Source organism: Escherichia sp. E14S1, from assembly GCF_004211995.1.
Taxonomy (GTDB): Bacteria; Pseudomonadota; Gammaproteobacteria; order Enterobacterales; family Enterobacteriaceae; genus Escherichia.
Genome location: NZ_RHJQ01000008.1, coordinates 177685 through 196959, shown reverse-complemented (window position 1 = coordinate 196959; position 19275 = coordinate 177685). Strand labels below are relative to the sequence as shown.

At 53.7% G+C, this 19275-nt stretch carries 22 protein-coding genes and 1 tRNA gene; 17 read left to right on the top strand and 6 right to left on the bottom strand.

All coding sequences use genetic code 11. The annotated features are described in order from the left end of the window. Positions 1-49: 49 nt before the first annotated feature. Entirely contained in the window at positions 50-1696 is a 1647-nt protein-coding gene (mqo, locus tag D9734_RS09870) for a malate dehydrogenase (quinone) (protein WP_130207136.1), read from the top strand. A 141-nt stretch (positions 1697-1837) separates the two neighbouring features. Here mqo and eco read toward each other — a convergent pair whose 3' ends face one another. Both eco and D9734_RS23710 read right to left on the bottom strand, forming a co-directional pair. Then, on the bottom strand, positions 1838-2326 hold the full coding sequence (gene eco / locus D9734_RS09865) for a serine protease inhibitor ecotin (RefSeq protein WP_130207134.1): 489 nt from the start codon (positions 2324-2326) through the stop codon (positions 1838-1840). A 132-nt stretch (positions 2327-2458) separates the two neighbouring features. Continuing rightward, a complete protein-coding gene (locus tag D9734_RS23710) occupies positions 2459-2623 on the bottom strand; it encodes a hypothetical protein (protein ID WP_276320415.1) in 165 nt (54 codons plus the stop codon). 108 nt (positions 2624-2731) lie between these two features. Here D9734_RS23710 and napF point away from each other — a divergent pair, with 108 nt between their 5' ends. From napF to ccmH, 15 genes are read left to right on the top strand one after another with little or no spacing between them, the layout of a single operon-like run. Beyond that, positions 2732-3226: a ferredoxin-type protein NapF gene (napF, locus tag D9734_RS09860; RefSeq protein WP_130207132.1), complete on the top strand. Its 495-nt coding sequence runs from the start codon at positions 2732-2734 to the stop codon at positions 3224-3226. Then, positions 3216-3479, top strand: a complete 264-nt coding sequence (gene napD / locus D9734_RS09855; protein WP_000557378.1) for a chaperone NapD — start codon at positions 3216-3218, stop codon at positions 3477-3479. The genes napF and napD overlap by 11 nt, the downstream gene beginning before the upstream one ends. After that, the gene (gene napA, locus D9734_RS09850) at positions 3476-5962 is read left to right on the top strand and encodes a periplasmic nitrate reductase subunit alpha (protein ID WP_000778067.1); all 2487 of its coding nucleotides are present in this window, start codon (positions 3476-3478) and stop codon (positions 5960-5962) included. The genes napD and napA overlap by 4 nt, the downstream gene beginning before the upstream one ends. 6 nt (positions 5963-5968) lie before the next feature. Beyond that, positions 5969-6664: a ferredoxin-type protein NapG gene (gene napG / locus D9734_RS09845; protein ID WP_000091291.1), complete on the top strand. Its 696-nt coding sequence runs from the start codon at positions 5969-5971 to the stop codon at positions 6662-6664. Further along, positions 6651-7514 carry a quinol dehydrogenase ferredoxin subunit NapH gene (gene napH / locus D9734_RS09840; protein WP_130207130.1) on the top strand — a complete coding sequence of 288 codons (864 nt, stop codon included), beginning with the start codon at positions 6651-6653 and terminating at the stop codon, positions 7512-7514. The genes napG and napH overlap by 14 nt, the downstream gene beginning before the upstream one ends. Continuing rightward, complete coding sequence (gene napB / locus D9734_RS09835) at positions 7511-7960, top strand: nitrate reductase cytochrome c-type subunit (RefSeq protein WP_000835174.1); 450 nt, start codon at positions 7511-7513, stop codon at positions 7958-7960. The genes napH and napB overlap by 4 nt, the downstream gene beginning before the upstream one ends. 9 nt (positions 7961-7969) lie before the next feature. Further along, a complete protein-coding gene (gene napC, locus D9734_RS09830) occupies positions 7970-8572 on the top strand; it encodes a cytochrome c-type protein NapC (protein WP_130207128.1) in 603 nt (200 codons plus the stop codon). Positions 8573-8586: 14 nt separating this feature from the next. Then, positions 8587-9210 (top strand): cytochrome c biogenesis heme-transporting ATPase CcmA, encoded by a 624-nt coding sequence (ccmA, locus tag D9734_RS09825; RefSeq protein ID WP_214678548.1) that lies wholly within the window; start codon positions 8587-8589, stop codon positions 9208-9210. Then, positions 9207-9869, top strand: a complete 663-nt coding sequence (ccmB, locus tag D9734_RS09820) for a heme exporter protein CcmB (protein ID WP_000971724.1) — start codon at positions 9207-9209, stop codon at positions 9867-9869. Before ccmA ends, ccmB begins: the two co-directional genes overlap by 4 nt. Positions 9870-9910: 41 nt before the next feature. Beyond that, positions 9911-10648, top strand: a complete 738-nt coding sequence (gene ccmC / locus D9734_RS09815; protein ID WP_001295447.1) for a heme exporter protein CcmC — start codon at positions 9911-9913, stop codon at positions 10646-10648. Continuing rightward, a complete protein-coding gene (gene ccmD / locus D9734_RS09810; protein WP_000186537.1) occupies positions 10645-10854 on the top strand; it encodes a heme exporter protein CcmD in 210 nt (69 codons plus the stop codon). Before ccmC ends, ccmD begins: the two co-directional genes overlap by 4 nt. Next, a complete protein-coding gene (ccmE, locus tag D9734_RS09805) occupies positions 10851-11330 on the top strand; it encodes a cytochrome c maturation protein CcmE (RefSeq protein WP_001026416.1) in 480 nt (159 codons plus the stop codon). Before ccmD ends, ccmE begins: the two co-directional genes overlap by 4 nt. Continuing rightward, complete coding sequence (ccmF, locus tag D9734_RS09800; RefSeq protein WP_130207126.1) at positions 11327-13270, top strand: cytochrome c-type biogenesis heme lyase CcmF; 1944 nt, start codon at positions 11327-11329, stop codon at positions 13268-13270. Before ccmE ends, ccmF begins: the two co-directional genes overlap by 4 nt. Continuing rightward, positions 13267-13824, top strand: coding sequence for a thiol:disulfide interchange protein DsbE (gene dsbE, locus D9734_RS09795; protein WP_130207124.1), 558 nt, complete (start codon positions 13267-13269; stop codon positions 13822-13824). Before ccmF ends, dsbE begins: the two co-directional genes overlap by 4 nt. After that, complete coding sequence (gene ccmH / locus D9734_RS09790) at positions 13821-14873, top strand: cytochrome c-type biogenesis thiol:disulfide oxidoreductase CcmH (RefSeq protein WP_130207122.1); 1053 nt, start codon at positions 13821-13823, stop codon at positions 14871-14873. Before dsbE ends, ccmH begins: the two co-directional genes overlap by 4 nt. Positions 14874-15086: 213 nt before the next feature. Here the strand turns inward: ccmH and narP are convergent, their stop codons facing one another. The 4 genes from narP to D9734_RS09765 form a co-directional block, all read right to left on the bottom strand. Further along, entirely contained in the window at positions 15087-15734 is a 648-nt protein-coding gene (narP, locus tag D9734_RS09780) for a nitrate/nitrite response regulator protein NarP (protein WP_064526779.1), read from the bottom strand. Between the two features lie 183 nt (positions 15735-15917). Then, positions 15918-15994, bottom strand: a tRNA-Pro gene (locus D9734_RS09775). Positions 15995-16068: 74 nt separating this feature from the next. Next, positions 16069-17829, bottom strand: a complete 1761-nt coding sequence (yejM, locus tag D9734_RS09770; protein ID WP_130207120.1) for an LPS biosynthesis-modulating metalloenzyme YejM — start codon at positions 17827-17829, stop codon at positions 16069-16071. 19 nt (positions 17830-17848) lie between these two features. Further along, positions 17849-18076 carry a YejL family protein gene (locus D9734_RS09765; RefSeq protein WP_001135667.1) on the bottom strand — a complete coding sequence of 76 codons (228 nt, stop codon included), beginning with the start codon at positions 18074-18076 and terminating at the stop codon, positions 17849-17851. A gap of 181 nt (positions 18077-18257) precedes the next feature. Between D9734_RS09765 and yejK the strand changes: the two genes are divergently transcribed. Next, on the top strand, positions 18258-19265 hold the full coding sequence (gene yejK, locus D9734_RS09760; protein ID WP_130207118.1) for a nucleoid-associated protein YejK: 1008 nt from the start codon (positions 18258-18260) through the stop codon (positions 19263-19265). Positions 19266-19275 lie beyond the last annotated feature (10 nt).

Below are 19275 nucleotides of genomic sequence, written 5' to 3'. Positions count from 1 at the left end.
GCGCAAATCTCACCTGCAATAAAGCGACTAAAAGTAAGGCATTAACAAGATGAAAAAAGTGACTGCCATGCTCTTCTCGATGGCCGTGGGGCTTAATGCCGTTTCGATGGCGGCAAAAGCGAAAGCGTCCGAGGAGCAGGAAACTGATGTACTGTTGATTGGCGGCGGCATTATGAGCGCCACGTTGGGGACCTATTTACGCGAGCTGGAGCCTGAATGGTCGATGACCATGGTGGAGCGCCTGGAGGGTGTCGCGCAGGAGAGTTCGAACGGCTGGAACAACGCCGGAACCGGGCATTCTGCACTGATGGAACTGAACTACACCCCGCAAAACGCCGATGGCAGCATCAGTATCGAAAAAGCAGTCGCCATTAACGAAGCATTTCAGATTTCCCGCCAGTTCTGGGCGCACCAGGTCGAGCGCGGCGTGCTGCGTACTCCGCGTTCATTTATCAATACCGTTCCGCACATGAGCTTTGTCTGGGGCGAAGATAACGTCAACTTCCTGCGCGCCCGTTACGCGGCCTTGCAACAAAGTTCGTTGTTCCGCGGTATGCGTTACTCCGAAGATCACGCGCAAATCAAAGAGTGGGCGCCACTCGTGATGGAAGGACGCGATCCGCAGCAGAAAGTGGCTGCGACACGTACAGAAATCGGCACCGATGTGAACTATGGTGAAATCACTCGCCAGTTAATTGCTTCCTTGCAGAAAAAATCTAACTTCTCGCTGCAACTCAGTAGCGAAGTCCGCGGCCTCAAACGTAATGACGACAACACCTGGACCGTCACCATTGCCGATCTGAAAAATGGCACAGTACAGAACATTCGCGCGAAATTTGTCTTTATCGGTGCGGGCGGTGCGGCGCTGAAGCTTTTGCAAGAATCCGGTATCCCGGAAGCGAAAGAGTACGCTGGTTTCCCGGTGGGCGGTCAGTTCCTCGTCTCGGAAAACCCTGACGTGGTTAATCACCATCTGGCGAAGGTTTACGGTAAAGCATCTGTCGGTGCGCCGCCGATGTCGGTTCCGCATATTGATACCCGTGTTCTGGACGGTAAACGCGTAGTGCTGTTTGGACCATTTGCCACCTTCTCAACCAAATTCCTCAAAAACGGTTCGTTGTGGGATCTGATGAGTTCCACCACCACCTCTAATGTGATGCCGATGATGCACGTCGGGCTGGATAATTTCGATCTGGTGAAATACCTGATTAGTCAGGTGATGTTGAGTGAAGAGGATCGTTTTGCAGCGCTGAAAGAGTACTATCCACAGGCGAAAAAAGAGGACTGGCGTTTATGGCAAGCGGGGCAGCGCGTACAGATTATCAAGCGTGATGCCGACAAAGGCGGCGTACTGCGTCTGGGAACAGAAGTGGTCAGTGACCAGCAAGGAACCATTGCTGCGCTGCTGGGGGCATCGCCGGGGGCGTCAACCGCCGCACCGATTATGTTGAATCTGCTGGAAAAAGTGTTTGGTGATCGTGTTTCCAGCCCGCAATGGCAGGCCACGCTGAAAGCGATCGTTCCGTCTTATGGACGTAAGCTGAATGGTGATGTGGCAGCAACGGAACGTGAGTTGCAGTACACCAGCGAAGTGCTGGGGCTGAAATACGACAAACCGCAGGCGGCAGACAGTACGCCGAAACCGCAGTTGAAACCGCAACCCGTTCAAAAAGAAGTCGCGGATATTGCGTTGTAATGATGTGCCACATTCGGCATGGTATGCCGGATGTGGCGTATGCTGATAAGACGCGCCAGCGTCGCATCAGGCACCGGCTCGGACGTTAGATGTCGGATGCGGTGTAACCGCCTTATCCGACCGACGGGCGGTACGCTGTGTTTAGCGAACTACCGCGTTGTCAATCTTCTCTTCCGCCTTCCAGATGCGGTACTTCACATCCACATTGTCTGGCGTATACACCACGATCGGCAGCTTGCTGTTGTAACGCAGCATTCCAGTATCGCCCAGATACGCGGTGACAAATTTCTTCTCTTTCTTGCCATCCGGGCAGGCCATCATCGTGGAAACCGGGGAGCTAACTTTATCAAAGACATAATAATCATAGCCCCAGCCTTCCAGCGTTTTGCTTTCCAGTTTCCCGCCGAGACGATGCAGATTGCAGTCAACTTCCAGCGTCTGACCGATTAACAGTTCTACTTTCAGGGTAGATTCATCTTCTTGCGGGGTTAACTGAATCACCTGACGCTTCATCCCTTTTTCAGCTTGCGGATAAGGGGCGATTTTTTCCAGTGGCTGAACGCTTTCTGCCGCCCAGGCTGAAGTTGTGGCGAAAGCGGCAAACAATACTGCAGGTAGAATGGTCTTCATTTTTGCTTTCCTTCTTCATTTATAGGTTTTCACCGATGATGTCGCTGAAGGTTAACATATTCATCAGATTTATTAATTTGCTTTATGAATAATGCATAGAATATTCAGACAACTTTACCTTCTCTTTTGGAGTTATATGCTGATGGGTGGCGAAGCCTGGAAGAATATCTTTGGTGAATTTATCGCTATGTAAAATTGTTTATAACCGGTTGAAATGTGAATAAAAGCCCATTTTTGCCAGCCTTCCCGCCACTCTTTTGATCCTGCTACAGGTTTTACCCCGATCGGGGTATGCATCTTTGACACATCCTTTAATATCTTAGCGCCTATAAAAATGGCTTATTAATTACGCGGTTTCTTTGGTCGCTCTCAATTTTCAGAGCACGTTAATGATGGAAGGTCAATGTGAAGATTGATGCATCCCGTCGGGGCATACTCACTGGTCGCTGGCGCAAAGCCAGTAACGGTATCCGTCCGCCCTGGTCCGGTGATGAATCTCATTTTCTGGCCCATTGCACCCGCTGCGATGCCTGTATTAATGCTTGTGAAAACAACATTCTGCAACGCGGCGCGGGTGGCTATCCGAGCGTTAATTTCAAAAATAACGAGTGCAGCTTCTGTTACGCCTGCGCGCAGGCTTGCCCCGAATCGCTATTTTCTCCGCGCCACACCAGGGCCTGGGATTTGCAGTTCACCATTGGGGACGCGTGCCTGGCGTATCAGTCAGTTGAATGTCGCCGCTGTCAGGATAGCTGTGAGCCAATGGCAATTATCTTTCGCCCGACGCTCTCCGGGATCTACCAGCCGCAACTTAATAGCCAACTTTGCAACGGATGTGGAGCATGTGCAGCCAGTTGTCCGGTATCAGCCATAACTGCGGAGTATCTCCATGCACACTAACTGGCAAGTTTGCAGCCTGGTCGTGCAGGCCAAAAGCGAACGAATTTCAGACATCAGCACCCAACTGAACGCCTTTCCCGGCTGTGAAGTTGCTGTCAGCGACGCGCCGAGCGGTCAGTTGATTGTGGTGGTGGAAGCAGAAGACAGCGAAACGCTGATCCAAACCATTGAGTCAGTACGCAACGTAGAGGGCGTGCTGGCGGTGTCGCTGGTTTATCACCAGCAGGAAGAGCAAGGTGAGGAAACACCATGAAACTCAGTCGTCGTAGCTTTATGAAAGCTAACGCCGTTGCGGCCGCTGCGGCGGCTGCCGGTCTCAGCGTGCCGGGCGTTGCCCGCGCCGTTGTTGGTCAGCAGGAAGCCATTAAATGGGATAAAGCGCCGTGCCGTTTCTGCGGTACTGGTTGCGGCGTTCTGGTCGGAACGCAGCAGGGGCGTGTGGTGGCCTGTCAGGGCGACCCGGACGCACCGGTTAACCGTGGCCTGAACTGCATTAAGGGCTATTTCCTGCCCAAAATCATGTACGGTAAAGACCGTTTGACGCAGCCGCTTCTGCGTATGAAAAACGGTAAATATGACAAAGAAGGCGAGTTCACCCCAATCACCTGGGATCAAGCCTTTGATGTGATGGAAGAGAAATTCAAAACCGCCCTGAAAGAAAAAGGGCCGGAATCGATCGGTATGTTCGGTTCTGGTCAGTGGACTATCTGGGAAGGTTATGCCGCGTCCAAGCTGTTCAAAGCGGGCTTCCGCTCGAACAACATCGACCCGAACGCGCGTCACTGTATGGCGTCGGCAGTAGTTGGCTTTATGCGTACCTTTGGTATGGATGAGCCGATGGGCTGCTATGACGACATCGAGCAGGCTGACGCGTTTGTGCTGTGGGGCGCAAACATGGCGGAGATGCACCCGATCCTCTGGTCGCGCATCACTAACCGTCGTCTCTCTAACCAGAACGTCACCGTGGCGGTGCTTTCTACCTACCAGCATCGTAGCTTCGAGCTGGCGGATAACGGCATCATCTTTACGCCGCAATCTGACCTGGTGATCCTGAACTACATCGCCAACTATATCATTCAAAACAATGCGATAAATCAGGACTTCTTCAGCAAGCACGTTAACCTGCGCAAAGGGGCGACGGACATCGGCTACGGTTTACGTCCGACCCATCCGCTGGAAAAAGCAGCGAAGAATCCGGGGTCTGACGCCTCCGAACCGATGAGCTTTGAAGATTACAAAGCCTTCGTTGCCGAGTATACGCTGGAAAAAACCGCCGAAATGACTGGCGTACCAAAAGATCAGCTGGAACAGCTGGCTCAGCTGTATGCCGATCCGAACAAGAAAGTCATCTCCTACTGGACGATGGGCTTCAACCAGCATACCCGAGGTGTGTGGGCCAACAACCTGGTCTACAACCTGCACCTGCTGACCGGCAAAATTTCCCAGCCGGGTTGCGGTCCGTTCTCCCTGACCGGGCAGCCTTCCGCGTGTGGTACTGCGCGTGAAGTGGGCACCTTTGCTCACCGTCTGCCTGCGGACATGGTGGTGACTAACGAGAAACACCGTGATATCTGCGAGAAGAAGTGGAATATCCCGAGCGGCACCATTCCGGCGAAAATCGGTCTGCACGCGGTGGCACAAGACCGTGCGCTGAAAGACGGCAAACTGAATGTTTACTGGACCATGTGTACCAACAACATGCAGGCCGGGCCGAATATTAATGAAGAGCGTATGCCGGGCTGGCGCGATCCGCGCAACTTTATCATCGTCTCCGATCCGTATCCGACAGTCAGTGCGCTGGCCGCCGACTTGATCCTGCCGACCGCAATGTGGGTAGAGAAAGAGGGGGCTTACGGTAACGCCGAACGCCGTACTCAATTCTGGCGTCAGCAGGTACAGGCTCCGGGCGAAGCGAAATCGGATCTCTGGCAGTTAGTTCAGTTCTCCCGCCGCTTCAAAACTGAAGAAGTATGGCCGGAAGAGCTGCTGGCGAAGAAACCGGAACTGCGTGGCAAAACGCTGTACGAAGTTCTGTATGCCACTCCGGAAGTGAGCAAATTCCCGGTATCCGAACTGGCAGAAGATCAGCTGAACGATGAATCCCGCGAGCTGGGCTTCTATCTGCAAAAAGGGCTGTTCGAAGAGTACGCATGGTTTGGTCGCGGTCACGGTCACGATCTGGCACCGTTCGATGACTACCACAAAGCGCGCGGTCTGCGCTGGCCGGTGGTGAACGGTAAAGAAACGCAGTGGCGTTACAGCGAAGGTAACGACCCGTACGTGAAAGCGGGCGAAGGCTATAAGTTCTACGGTAAACCGGATGGCAAAGCGGTGATCTTCGCGCTGCCGTTCGAACCGGCGGCGGAAGCACCGGATGAAGAGTACGACCTGTGGCTCTCTACCGGACGCGTTCTGGAGCACTGGCATACCGGCAGTATGACTCGTCGTGTACCGGAACTGCACCGTGCCTTCCCGGAAGCGGTCCTGTTTATTCACCCGCTGGATGCGAAAGCGCGCGATCTGCGTCGTGGCGACAAAGTGAAAGTGGTTTCTCGCCGTGGCGAAGTGATCTCGATTGTCGAAACGCGCGGTCGTAACCGTCCGCCGCAGGGCCTGGTGTACATGCCGTTCTTCGACGCCGCACAGCTGGTTAACAAACTGACGCTGGACGCGACCGATCCGCTCTCGAAAGAGACGGACTTCAAGAAGTGCGCGGTCAAACTGGAGAAGGTGTAAGCCATTATGTCCCGGTCAGCGAAACCTCAAAATGGTCGCCGCCGCTTTCTGCGCGATGTTGTTCGCACAGCAGGCGGGCTGGCAGCCGTGGGTGTGGCGCTGGGGTTACAACAGCAAACCGCACGCGCATCTGGCGTGCGGTTGCGCCCGCCCGGAGCCATAAACGAGAACGCCTTTGCCAGTGCCTGTGTGCGTTGCGGTCAGTGTGTTCAGGCTTGCCCTTACGACACATTAAAACTGGCGACGCTGGCCTCTGGTCTGTCGGCAGGTACGCCGTATTTTGTCGCGCGGGATATTCCTTGCGAAATGTGTGAGGACATTCCGTGCGCCAAAGTGTGCCCAAGCGGTGCGCTGGATCGTGAGATCGAATCGATCGACGACGCGCGGATGGGGCTGGCGGTGCTGGTGGACCAAGAAAACTGTCTCAACTTTCAGGGGCTGCGCTGTGATGTTTGTTATCGCGAATGCCCGAAAATTGATGAGGCAATCACCCTGGAGCTGGAGCGCAACACGCGTACCGGTAAGCACGCCCGTTTTCTGCCGACGGTTCACAGCGACGCCTGTACCGGCTGCGGTAAGTGCGAAAAGGTGTGTGTGCTGGAACAACCGGCAATCAAGGTGTTACCGCTGTCACTGGCGAAAGGGGAGTTAGGTCACCATTACCGCTTCGGCTGGCTGGAGGGGAACAATGGCAAATCGTAAACGTGACGCCGGGCGCGAGGCACTGGCGAAGAAAGGCTGGTGGCGCAGTCACCGTTGGCTGGTGTTGCGTCGCCTTTGTCAGTTCTTCGTGCTGGGGATGTTTTTGAGCGGCCCGTGGTTTGGTGTGTGGATCTTGCATGGCAACTACAGCAGTAGCCTGTTATTCGACACCGTTCCGCTGACCGATCCGCTGATGACGCTGCAAAGCCTTGCCAGCGGCCATCTGCCTGCCACGGTGGCGCTGATCGGTGCGGTGATTATCACCGTGCTCTACGCCCTGGCAGGAAAGCGATTATTTTGCAGCTGGGTCTGCCCGCTGAACCCGATTACCGATTTAGCGAACTGGTTGCGCAGGCGCTTTGACCTCAATCAGTCTGCGACGATCCCTCGCCACATTCGCTACGTGCTGTTGGTGGTCATTCTGGTGGGCTCAGCCTTAACTGGCACGCTCATCTGGGAATGGATCAACCCCGTTTCTCTGATGGGGCGTAGCCTGGTAATGGGATTCGGCAGCGGCGCACTGCTTATTCTCGCGCTGTTTTTATTTGATCTACTGGTCGTTGAACACGGCTGGTGCGGCCATATTTGTCCGGTCGGCGCGCTGTATGGCGTGCTGGGTAGCAAAGGTGTTGTCACCGTTGCGGCCACCGATCGACAGAAATGTAACCGCTGTATGGATTGTTTTCATGTTTGCCCGGAACCGCATGTGCTACGTGCCCCGGTGCTGGATGAACAAAGCCCGGTGCAGGTCACCAGCCGCGATTGCATGACATGCGGTCGCTGCGTGGATGTCTGTTCTGAGGATGTATTTACAATAACTACACGATGGAGTTCGGGAGCGAAATCATGAAAAGCCATGACCTGAAGAAAGCGCTGTGTCAATGGACGGCGATGCTGGCCCTGGTGGTGAGCGGCGCGGTTTGGGCGGCAAATGGCGTCGATTTTAGCCAGTCGCCGGAAGTATCCGGGACGCAGGAAGGGGCCATTCGGATGCCAAAAGAGCAGGATCGGATGCCGCTGAACTATGTGAATCAGCCGCCAATGATCCCGCATAGCGTTGAAGGTTATCAGGTAACGACCAATACCAACCGCTGCTTGCAGTGCCACGGTGTCGAAAGCTATCGCACCACTGGCGCGCCGCGTATCAGTCCTACTCACTTTATGGACAGCGACGGCAAAGTGGGCGCGGAAGTGGCTCCACGTCGTTATTTCTGTCTGCAATGTCACGTACCGCAGGCCGATACCGCGCCAATCGTGGGGAATACCTTTACCCCATCAAAAGGTTACGGGAAATAAGAGGTTATTATGGGAAATTCTGACCGTAAGCCTGGTCTGATTAAGCGCCTGTGGAAATGGTGGCGTACTCCCAGCCGTCTGGCGCTGGGGACGCTGCTGTTGATCGGCTTTGTTGGCGGCATCGTCTTCTGGGGCGGCTTTAACACGGGTATGGAAAAAGCTAACACTGAAGAGTTTTGCATTAGCTGCCACGAAATGCGCAACACGGTGTATCAGGAATACATGGATTCCGTGCATTACAACAACCGTAGCGGCGTACGTGCGACCTGTCCGGATTGTCACGTTCCGCACGAGTTTGTGCCGAAAATGATACGCAAGCTCAAAGCAAGTAAAGAGCTGTATGGTAAAATTCTGGGCGTTATTGACACGCCGCAGAAATTCGAAGCTCATCGCCTGACGATGGCACAGAATGAGTGGCGGCGAATGAAGGACAACAACTCGCAGGAATGCCGTAACTGTCACAACTTCGAGTTTATGGATTTAACCGCCCAGAAAGGTGTTGCCGCGAAGATGCACGATCAAGCGGTGAAAGATGGGCAAACCTGTATTGACTGCCATAAAGGGATCGCGCACAAGCTACCCGATATGCGCGAAGTTGAACCAGGTTTTTAACAGGATGTCATTGCGTGGGGATGCTTGAAGCCAGAGAATTGCTCTGCGAGCGGGATGAACGAACCTTGTTTAGTGGTTTGTCATTTACGCTGAACGCAGGAGAGTGGGTACAAATCACCGGCAGCAACGGCGCGGGGAAGACAACGCTTCTTCGTCTGCTGACCGGGTTGTCTCGCCCTGACGCCGGTGAGGTTCTCTGGCAAGGGCAGCCCTTGCATCAGGTACGCGATAGCTACCATCAAAACCTGTTATGGATAGGCCATCAGCCGGGGATCAAAACCCGGCTGACGGCGTTAGAAAATCTGCATTTCTATCACCGTGACGGTGATACCGCACAATGTCTGGACGCCCTGGCGCAGGCCGGGCTTGCCGGATTCGAAGATATTCCCGTAAACCAGCTCTCTGCCGGGCAACAACGCCGCGTCGCGCTGGCGCGATTATGGCTGACCCGCGCTACGTTGTGGATCCTCGACGAACCTTTTACCGCGATTGACGTCAACGGCGTCGATCGTCTGACCCAGCGCATGGCGCAGCATACGGAGCAGGGGGGAATTGTGATTCTGACCACCCACCAGCCGCTCAACGTTGCTGAAAGTAAAATCCGCCGCATTTCTCTGACGCATACAAGGGGCGCATGATGTTCTGGCGCATTTTCCGTCTTGAGCTGCGCGTGGCGTTTCGCCATAGCGCCGAAATCGCTAACCCGCTGTGGTTCTTCCTGATTGTTATTACCCTTTTTCCACTTAGTATCGGTCCGGAGCCGCAATTGTTGGCGAGGATTGCACCGGGCATTATCTGGGTGGCGGCGCTGCTTTCCTCTTTGCTGGCGCTGGAGCGACTGTTTCGTGACGATTTGCAGGACGGCAGTCTTGAACAACTGATGTTGTTGCCATTACCCTTGCCCGCCGTTGTGCTGGCGAAGGTGATGGCGCACTGGATGGTGACAGGTTTGCCTCTGCTCATTCTCTCACCACTGGTGGCATTGCTACTGGGAATGGACGTGTACGGTTGGCAAGTGATGGCGCTAACGCTGTTGTTGGGAACCCCCACGCTTGGCTTTCTTGGTGCACCAGGCGTGGCGCTGACGGTCGGACTTAAGCGCGGTGGAGTGCTACTCAGCATTCTCGTGTTACCACTCACCATCCCCTTACTCATCTTTGCCACCGCTGCGATGGACGCGGCTTCGATGCATTTGCCCGTGGACGGGTATCTGGCAATTTTAGGCGCGTTGCTGGCTGGCACCGCGACATTAAGTCCTTTTGCGACGGCGGCAGCGTTACGAATCAGCATTCAATAACGCTGGATTACTGATTTTTGTTCGAGTCTGGTATCGAAATTATGTGGAAAACACTACATCAACTGGCGATCCCTCCACGGTTATATCAAATCTGTGGTTGGTTTATACCGTGGCTGGCAATCGCCAGTGTGGTCGTGCTCACCGTTGGCTGGATCTGGGGATTCGGCTTTGCTCCGGCGGATTATCAGCAAGGAAATAGCTATCGCATTATTTATCTACATGTGCCAGCGGCAATCTGGTCGATGGGCATTTATGCCTCGATGGCGGTGGCTGCGTTCATCGGTCTTGTCTGGCAGATGAAAATGGCTAACCTGGCGGTCGCGGCGATGGCGCCTATTGGCGCGGTATTTACTTTTATTGCCCTGGTTACTGGCTCCGCATGGGGAAAACCGATGTGGGGTACCTGGTGGGTATGGGACGCGCGTCTGACTTCCGAACTGGTGCTGCTGTTTTTGTATGTTGGTGTGATTGCCCTGTGGCACGCTTTCGACGACCGCCGTCTGGCGGGCCGTGCGGCAGGTATTCTGGTGCTAATTGGCGTGGTGAACCTGCCGATTATTCATTATTCCGTGGAGTGGTGGAACACCCTACATCAGGGATCAACGCGGATGCAGCAAAGTATCGATCCGGCAATGCGCTCGCCGCTGCGCTGGTCGATTTTTGGCTTCCTGCTGCTGTCTGCCACGCTGACGCTAATGCGGATGCGCAATTTGATTTTGCTGATGGAAAAACGCCGTCCGTGGGTGAGTGAACTGATACTGAAAAGAGGCCGTAAATGACCCCTGCATTTGCTTCCTGGAATGAATTTTTCGCAATGGGCGGTTACGCCTTTTTTGTCTGGTTGGCGGTGGTGATGACCGTGATTCCGCTGGTGGTTTTGGTCGTGCACTCGGTGATGCAGCATCGCGCAATTCTGTGTGGCGTGGCGCAACAGCGGGCGCGTGAGGCGCGTTTACGTGCTGCGCAACAGCAGGAGGCTGCATGAATATTCGCCGTAAAAATCGTTTGTGGATTGCCTGCGCCGTGTTGGCAGGTTTGGCGCTGACCATCGGTCTGGTGCTGTATGCGCTGCGCTCTAATATCGATCTCTTTTATACGCCGGGGGAGATTCTCTACGGCAAGCGTGAAACTCAGCAGATGCCGGAAGTCGGTCAGCGTCTGCGCGTTGGCGGGATGGTGATGCCGGGGAGTGTGCAGCGCGATCCCAATTCGCTAAAAGTAACTTTCACCATTTACGACGCTGAAGGTTCAGTAGATGTCTCTTACGAAGGCATTTTGCCGGATCTGTTCCGTGAAGGGCAGGGCGTTGTGGTTCAGGGCGAGCTGGAAAAAGGCAATCATATCCTCGCGAAAGAAGTGCTGGCGAAACACGACGAAAACTACACGCCGCCAGAAGTTGAGAAAGCGATGGAGGCTAACCACCGTCGCCCGGCAAGTGCTTATAAGGATCCCGCATCATGATGCCAGAAATTGGTAACGGACTGCTGTGCCTGGCGTTAGGGATTGCACTTTTGCTGTCTGTTTATCCGCTATGGGGTGTGGCGCGTGGTGATGCACGGATGATGGCCTCCTCCCGACTGTTTGCCTGGCTGCTGTTTATGTGCGTGGCTGGCGCGTTTCTGGTGCTGGTTAACGCCTTCGTGGTCAACGATTTTACCGTCACCTATGTTGCCAGTAATTCCAATACCCAGCTTCCGGTGTGGTATCGCGTGGCGGCTACCTGGGGCGCGCATGAAGGCTCGCTACTGCTGTGGGTGCTGCTGATGAGCGGCTGGACCTTTGCGGTGGCGATTTTTAGTCAGCGTATTCCGCTGGATATTGTGGCCCGTGTACTGGCGGTAATGGGTATGGTCAGCGTCGGCTTTTTGCTGTTCATTCTCTTTACCTCTAACCCGTTCTCTCGCACATTGCCGAACTTCCCGATTGAAGGGCGCGATCTTAACCCGTTGTTGCAGGATCCGGGGCTGATCTTCCATCCGCCTCTGCTTTATATGGGCTACGTTGGTTTCTCGGTGGCGTTTGCTTTTGCCATCGCTTCTTTGTTGAGCGGGCGTCTGGACAGCACTTATGCGCGTTATACTCGTCCGTGGACGTTGGCGGCGTGGATCTTCCTGACGCTCGGCATCGTACTCGGTTCCGCGTGGGCCTATTACGAACTCGGCTGGGGCGGCTGGTGGTTCTGGGATCCGGTAGAAAATGCCTCGTTTATGCCGTGGCTGGTGGGGACTGCGCTGATGCACTCGCTGGCGGTCACTGAACAACGCGCCAGTTTCAAAGCGTGGACATTATTGCTGGCAATCAGTGCTTTCTCGCTGTGTCTGCTGGGGACTTTCCTGGTGCGCTCCGGCGTGCTGGTATCGGTACACGCGTTTGCCTCGGATCCGGCGCGCGGCATGTTCATTCTCGCCTTTATGGTACTGGTGATTGGCGGTTCGCTGCTGCTGTTTGCTGCCCGTGGACACAAAGTCCGTTCACGGGTGAACAATGCGCTGTGGTCGCGGGAATCTCTGCTGTTAGCGAACAACGTTTTGCTGGTCGCCGCGATGCTGGTGGTGCTTCTTGGGACGTTGTTACCACTGGTACATAAACAACTGGGATTAGGCAGTATTTCTATTGGCGAACCGTTCTTCAACAGCATGTTTACCTGGCTGATGGTGCCATTTGCACTGGTGCTGGGTATTGGTCCTCTGGTGCGCTGGGGACGCGATCGCCCACGTAAAATCCGCAATTTATTGATTATCGCCTTCATCTCTACGCTGGTGCTGTCTCTGCTGTTGCCGTGGCTGTTTGAAAGCAAAGTTGTGGCGATGACGGTGCTCGGCCTGGCAATGGCCTGCTGGATTGCGGTGCTGGCAATTGCCGAAGCTGCGCTGCGTATTTCACGCGGCACGAAAACCACCTTCAGTTATTGGGGGATGGTGGCGGCTCACCTGGGGCTGGCAGTGACAATTGTTGGCATTGCTTTTAGCCAGAACTATAGCGTTGAGCGTGATGTGCGCATGAAGTCCGGCGATAGCGTCGATATTCATGAATATCGCTTCACCTTCCGTGATGTCAAAGAGGTGACTGGCCCGAACTGGCGTGGCGGTGTGGCGACTATCGGCGTAACGCGAGATGGCAAGCCGGAGACGGTGCTGTATGCGGAAAAACGTTATTACAACACTGCCGGGTCGATGATGACCGAAGCGGCGATTGACGGCGGCATCACGCGTGACCTGTACGCGGCGCTCGGTGAAGAGCTGGAAAACGGCGCGTGGGCTGTGCGCCTTTACTACAAACCGTTTGTTCGCTGGATTTGGGCGGGCGGGCTGATGATGGCGTTGGGCGGGCTGCTGTGCCTGTTTGATCCTCGCTATCGTAAGCGCGTAAGTCCGCAAAAAACTGCGCCGGAGGCTGTATGAAGCGCAAAGTATTGTTACTTCCTTTGATTATCTTCCTGGCGATTGCCGCGGCGCTGCTGTGGCAGCTGGCGCGTAATGCCGAAGGGGATGATCCGACCAATCTGGAATCGGCGCTGATTGGCAAGCCTGTGCCGAAATTTCGCCTCGAATCACTGGACAATCCGGGCCAGTTTTATCAGGCGGATGTGCTGACTCAGGGTAAACCAGTGCTGCTTAACGTCTGGGCGACCTGGTGTCCGACCTGTCGTGCGGAACATCAATACCTGAATCAGCTTTCTGCGCAGGGCATCCGCGTGGTCGGCATGAACTATAAAGACGATCGCCAGAAGGCAATCAACTGGCTGAAAGAGTTGGGCAATCCTTACGCGCTAAGCCTGTTTGATGGCGACGGCATGTTAGGTCTGGATCTCGGTGTTTATGGCGCGCCAGAAACGTTCCTCATCGATGGCAACGGCATCATTCGCTATCGCCATGCAGGCGATCTCAACCCTCGCGTCTGGGAAGAAGAGATCAAGCCGCTGTGGGAGAAATACAGTACGGAGGCCGCACAATGAGGTTTTTATTGGGCGTGCTGATGCTAATGATCTCCGGCTCAGCGCTGGCGACCATCGACGTGTTGCAGTTTAAAGATGAAGCACAGGAACAACAGTTCCGTCAGCTCACTGAAGAACTGCGCTGCCCGAAATGCCAGAACAACAGCATTGCCGATTCCAACTCGATGATTGCCACCGACCTGCGTCAGAAAGTGTATGATCTGATGCAGGAAGGCAAAAGTAAGAAAGAGATTGTCGATTATATGGTGGCGCGTTACGGCAACTTCGTCACTTACGATCCGCCGTTAACGCCGCTGACCATCTTGCTGTGGGTGCTGCCAGTGGTGGCTATTGGTATCGGCGGTTGGGTTATTTATGCCCGCTCGCGGCGGCGTGTACGGCTGGCGGTGGAGGAGTTTCCTGAACAAAGCGTGCCGGAAGGTAAGCGCGCCGGATTTGCTGTTTACCTGCCGGGTATTGTGGTGGCATTGATTGTGGCAGGTGTCGGCTACTACCAGACTGGCAATTATCAGCAGGTAAAAATCTGGCAGCAGGCCACTGCGCAGGCTCCGGCATTGCTGGACAGGGCACTGGATCCGAAAGCCGATCCGCTCAATGAAGAAGAGATGTCGCGCCTTGCACTTGGAATGCGTACTCAACTGCAAAAAAATCCGGGAGATATAGAAGGCTGGATTATGTTGGGCCGCGTTGGGATGGCGCTGGGTAACGCCAGTATCGCGACCGATGCATACGCTACTGCGTATCGCCTCGATCCGAAAAACAGCGATGCCGCACTGGGTTACGCGGAAGCGTTGACACGTTCATCTGATCCCAACGACAACCGCCTCGGCGGCGAACTGCTACGCCAGTTGGTGAGAACGGACCACAGCAATATTCGTGTGTTAAGTATGTATGCGTTTAATGCCTTTGAGCAGCAGCGATTTGGCGAAGCCGTTGCCGCGTGGGAGATGATGTTAAAAATGCTGCCTTCTAACGATACACGCCGTGCGGTTATTGAACGCAGTATCGCGCAGGCGATGCAGCATTTATCACCACACGAAAGTAAATAAGAAGAAGCCCGATGGTGATGCCATCGGGGCCAGACTGATGACAAAGTGCGCTTTGTTTATTCCGGATGCGGGGTAAACGCCTTATCCAGTCTACAAAATCGTGCGAATTCAATACATTGCTCGATCCGTGTAGGCCTGATAAGCGTAGCGCATCAGGCAGTGTTGCGTTTGTCATCAATATCAGCCCGATGGTAAATCCATCGGGCTATTTTTTTATTGCGCCCCGCGTTGTTGCAGGAACAGAATGGTTGCCGCCACGCGTGAGCGGACGTTGAGTTTACGCAGCAGATTGCGGATATGGACTTTTACCGTCTGCTCAGAAATATTCAGTACCGAAGCGATCTGCTTATTGGACAGTCCCTGTGCCAGTTCGTGCAGAACATCTAATTCACGCTCCGTTAGCACGCTGAAGGGGTCTTCTTCAGCGCCAAACATTTCACGCTCGCGTAAGTACTGACTGACGCGTTCACTAAAGACTTTGCTACCTTTTGCTCCGGCGCGAATCGCTTCCAGCAACACTTCCGGATCGCTATCTTTCAACAGATAACCGTCAGCGCCTGCGTCTATCAATGCAAAGATATCGCTGGAGGCATCTGAAACAGTCAGGATAATAATTTGCGCGGTAACGCCATCCCTGCGCAAGGCATTGAGGGTATCCAGGCCACTCATACCTTTCATATTGAGATCCAGCAAGATCACGTCGATATCCAGTCTATTCGCCAGATCGATAGCACTAGCGCCGTCGCCTGCTTCGGCGACCACTTCAAAGCCAGGGTCAAGCTCCAGTAACTGACGAACACCGCGTCGCATAAGTGGATGATCATCCACAATCAGCACCTGAAAAGGCGTTGCTTCAGGCATAGTAGTCTCCTGAGGTTTTATTAGAATCATTATGTTTGAGCGTAGCGTTGGTAACGCTACCAGGCGCGTGAATGTTACCCCATTTTATGTATGGGCATGTAGTGAAAACTGTAAGTGTGGGTAGAGGGGGATTGACGTAGATATAAAAAAACCAACCTTTGTGGTTGGTTTTCTTGGGATTTTTGGTCGGCACGAGAGGATTTGAACCTCCGACCCCCGACACCCCATGACGGTGCGCTACCAGGCTGCGCTACGTGCCGACTCGTGGCTGCTTATACTACCGTTTTCCACACCGATTGCAAGTAAGATATTTTGCTAACTGATTTATAATTAATCAGTTAGCGATAAAACGCTTCTCGTCTGTCAGCACCTGCAATAACAAACTCAACTGTGGTTTTTCGTCTCTCACTCTTTCACCACGTAAGTTGTAAGTGCGGTATTTACCGTTATTGTTCAGTACTAGCGTCATTTTCGGTGTGGTAATTGCCAGCGTATCGTTATCCGCGGCTGTTACCCAGTAATGACGGCGCTCAGGGTTGAACAAGTCCTGACCTTGTGAGTATTCGCTGGCAGGCGTGCTGACGTGTAGCAGGCGTTGCATCAGCGTGGTCATAAGATCAGTATGATCGGTCAGGGCATTAATACGCTGTGCCGGTGTGCCTGGCCAGTGAATGACTAATGGCACCTGAAGATGGCCACGTGACCAGTCAAAGGTTTCTTCATCTTCGCTCAGCGGAATGCCGCGACCAGCAGTGATAATCACCACCGTGTTGTCCAGTTTCCCGGATTCACGTAACGCATTCAGGACGCGATTGATCTGGTCATCGACATTACCAGCTGCGCGGCTATATTTCCGGGCAAATGCTTGCTGATTGCTGTCGTCAATATTGGTGCCATTGAAAGATACCCACGAGAACCAGCGGTTATCTTCTTGCGCGTAACGGCCAAGCCAGTTGATCCACTGCGTGGCGGTCTGCTCATCGGATTGTGTATGTACGCTCGGCATCGAGAAGTCTGACAACAATGCCTGGCGATACAGTGGACTGGTAAAGCCATCTGACGAGAATAAGCCTAACTGATAGCCTTGCTGGTTGAGCGCGGTAATTAACGCCGCAGGCGTACGGGTCGACAGAATACCGTCCATATAGCTTGGCGAGATGCCATAGAACAAGCCAAAGATACCGTTGTCGGTGGCGTTGCCTGAACTCATATGGCGCGTGAACGAAATATTTTGTTCGGCAAAACCCGCCAGTGCGGGCATCTGCTTCTCGTAGCGTGAGTAGTTCAGGCCATCGACAGTAATCAACAACACATTTTGCCCGGTGCCCATATCGCGGTAGCGCAATTCGCTTAACGGATACTGTACGGAAACAGCGTCTGGATTGCCTTGCTCGATTAGACGGCGTTGATACTCCTGCGCATCAAGCAGACCATGCTTCTCAAGAAAACGTCGCGCCGTCATCGGGTACGAAAGCGGCAGGTTAGCGCGCTGCATGGTGATAGGGCGATAGAAGTTAGCATCGGCCCAGATATACACCATGTGTGAGGCGATAAAGGCGATAAATAAGAATGCAGCCAGCGGGCGGGCGAAGCGTCGACGACGCGTCAGGCTGCGCAGCTTTTGCCAGCTCCACGTCGCAAACACCAGTTCAAGCAATAAAATAACCGGCACGCTGATGAACATCAGCTGCCAGTCGCGCGCCATCTCATTTTCGTCTGGGTTAATAACCAGTTGCCAGACGATGGGATTAAGATGGAGATGGAAACGGGTAAAGACTTCGCTGTCGATCAGTAACAGCGTCATTCCCACAGTGGCCAGAATGACGGACAAAAACCTCATTAGCCTCTGTGAGCCGACGATAAAGGTCAGCGGGAAGAGGATCAGCAAGTAGGTGGCGAACACCAGAAAGCTGAAGTGGCCGATAATGCTTACATAGGAATAAATACGACCCGCAAGCGTTGTCGGCCAGTCGGCGATAAACAGGTAACGACTGCCAATGACAAGTGAGAGCAGAATGTTGAACAGTGCAAACCAGTGCCCCCAGCTGACCATCTGGGAGACTTTTTCACGGTAGCGCTGACGATGAGTTACCATAACCTGTTATCTGTTTCCCTTAGTGCGCTTTGTCTTCGTTGATCGAGGACTGCAAAGCGCGGGCAAAAGAGTTGGCAATTGCCTGGCGTTGAGCCGGGGCAATGCTGGTATTGATAAGGTTAGTGACCATGTTGCCTAACACCATCAGGGAAAGGTCGGTCGGAGCCTTATGTTTTTCCAGTACGTTGAGCAGCTCTGCGAGCAATTGTTCAACCTGTTCATCACTGTAGCGGGAAATTTGTGGCATAAATCGAAATCAGTTAGTTGATGAAAGGGCAATATATTACCGTAGCAACGGTTTTTTTTCTGCTTTTTTATGCTTTCAATCATTCTCCTTACGCAGTCTTCTGTAAAATGGCCGCCAACTTTTATTGCGTCGCTTTACCGGTGGTGGTTGAATACCGCCCGGTCTTAAAGGAGAGTTTATCATGAGTCTGGATATCAACCAGATTGCTCTGCACCAGCTTATCAAGCGTGATGAGCAGAACCTTGAGCTGGTGTTGCGCGATTCATTGCTGGAACCGACGGAAACCGTCGTTGAGATGGTGGCAGAGCTGCATCGGGTCTATAGCGCCAAGAACAAAGCCTACGGATTGTTCAGCGAAGAGAGTGAACTGGCGCAGACGCTGCGCTTGCAACGTCAGGGCGAAGAGGACTTTCTGGCATTTAGCCGCGCGGCAACCGGTCGCCTGCGTGACGAATTGGCAAAATATCCATTTGCTGATGGCGGTTTCGTCCTGTTTTGCCACTATCGTTATCTGGCAGTTGAGTATTTGCTGATTTGCGTGCTGAGCAATTTAAGCAGTATGCGCGTCAACGAAAATCTCGACATCAACCCGACCCATTATCTTGATATCAATCATGCGGATATTGTGGCGCGTATTGATTTAACTGAGTGGGAAACCAATCCGGAATCGACACGCTACCTGACTTTCCTGAAAGGGCGAGTCGGACGCAAAGTCGCCGATTTCTTTATGGATTTCCTCGGTGCCAGCGAAGGGTTGAACGCCAAAGCGCAAAACCGCGGTCTGTTGCAAGCGGTCGACGACTTCACCGCAGAAGCGCAACTGGATAAAGCAGAACGGCAGAACGTTCGCCAGCAAGTTTATAGCTATTGTAATGAGCAATTGCAGGCGGGCGAGGAGATTGAACTGGAGTCGCTGTCAAAAGAGTTGGCGGGCGTCAGCGAAGTGAGCTTCACTGAGTTTGCTGCTGAAAAAGGGTATGAACTGGAAGAGAGCTTCCCGGCAGACCGCAGCACGCTGCGTCAATTGACGAAGTTTGCCGGTAGCGGCGGTGGCTTGACCATTAACTTTGATGCGATGCTGTTAGGTGAACGCATCTTCTGGGATCCAGCGACCGATACGCTGACCATTAAAGGTACGCCGCCAAACCTGCGTGATCAATTGCAGCGTCGGACCTCTGGCGGCAATTAATCGGGGTTGT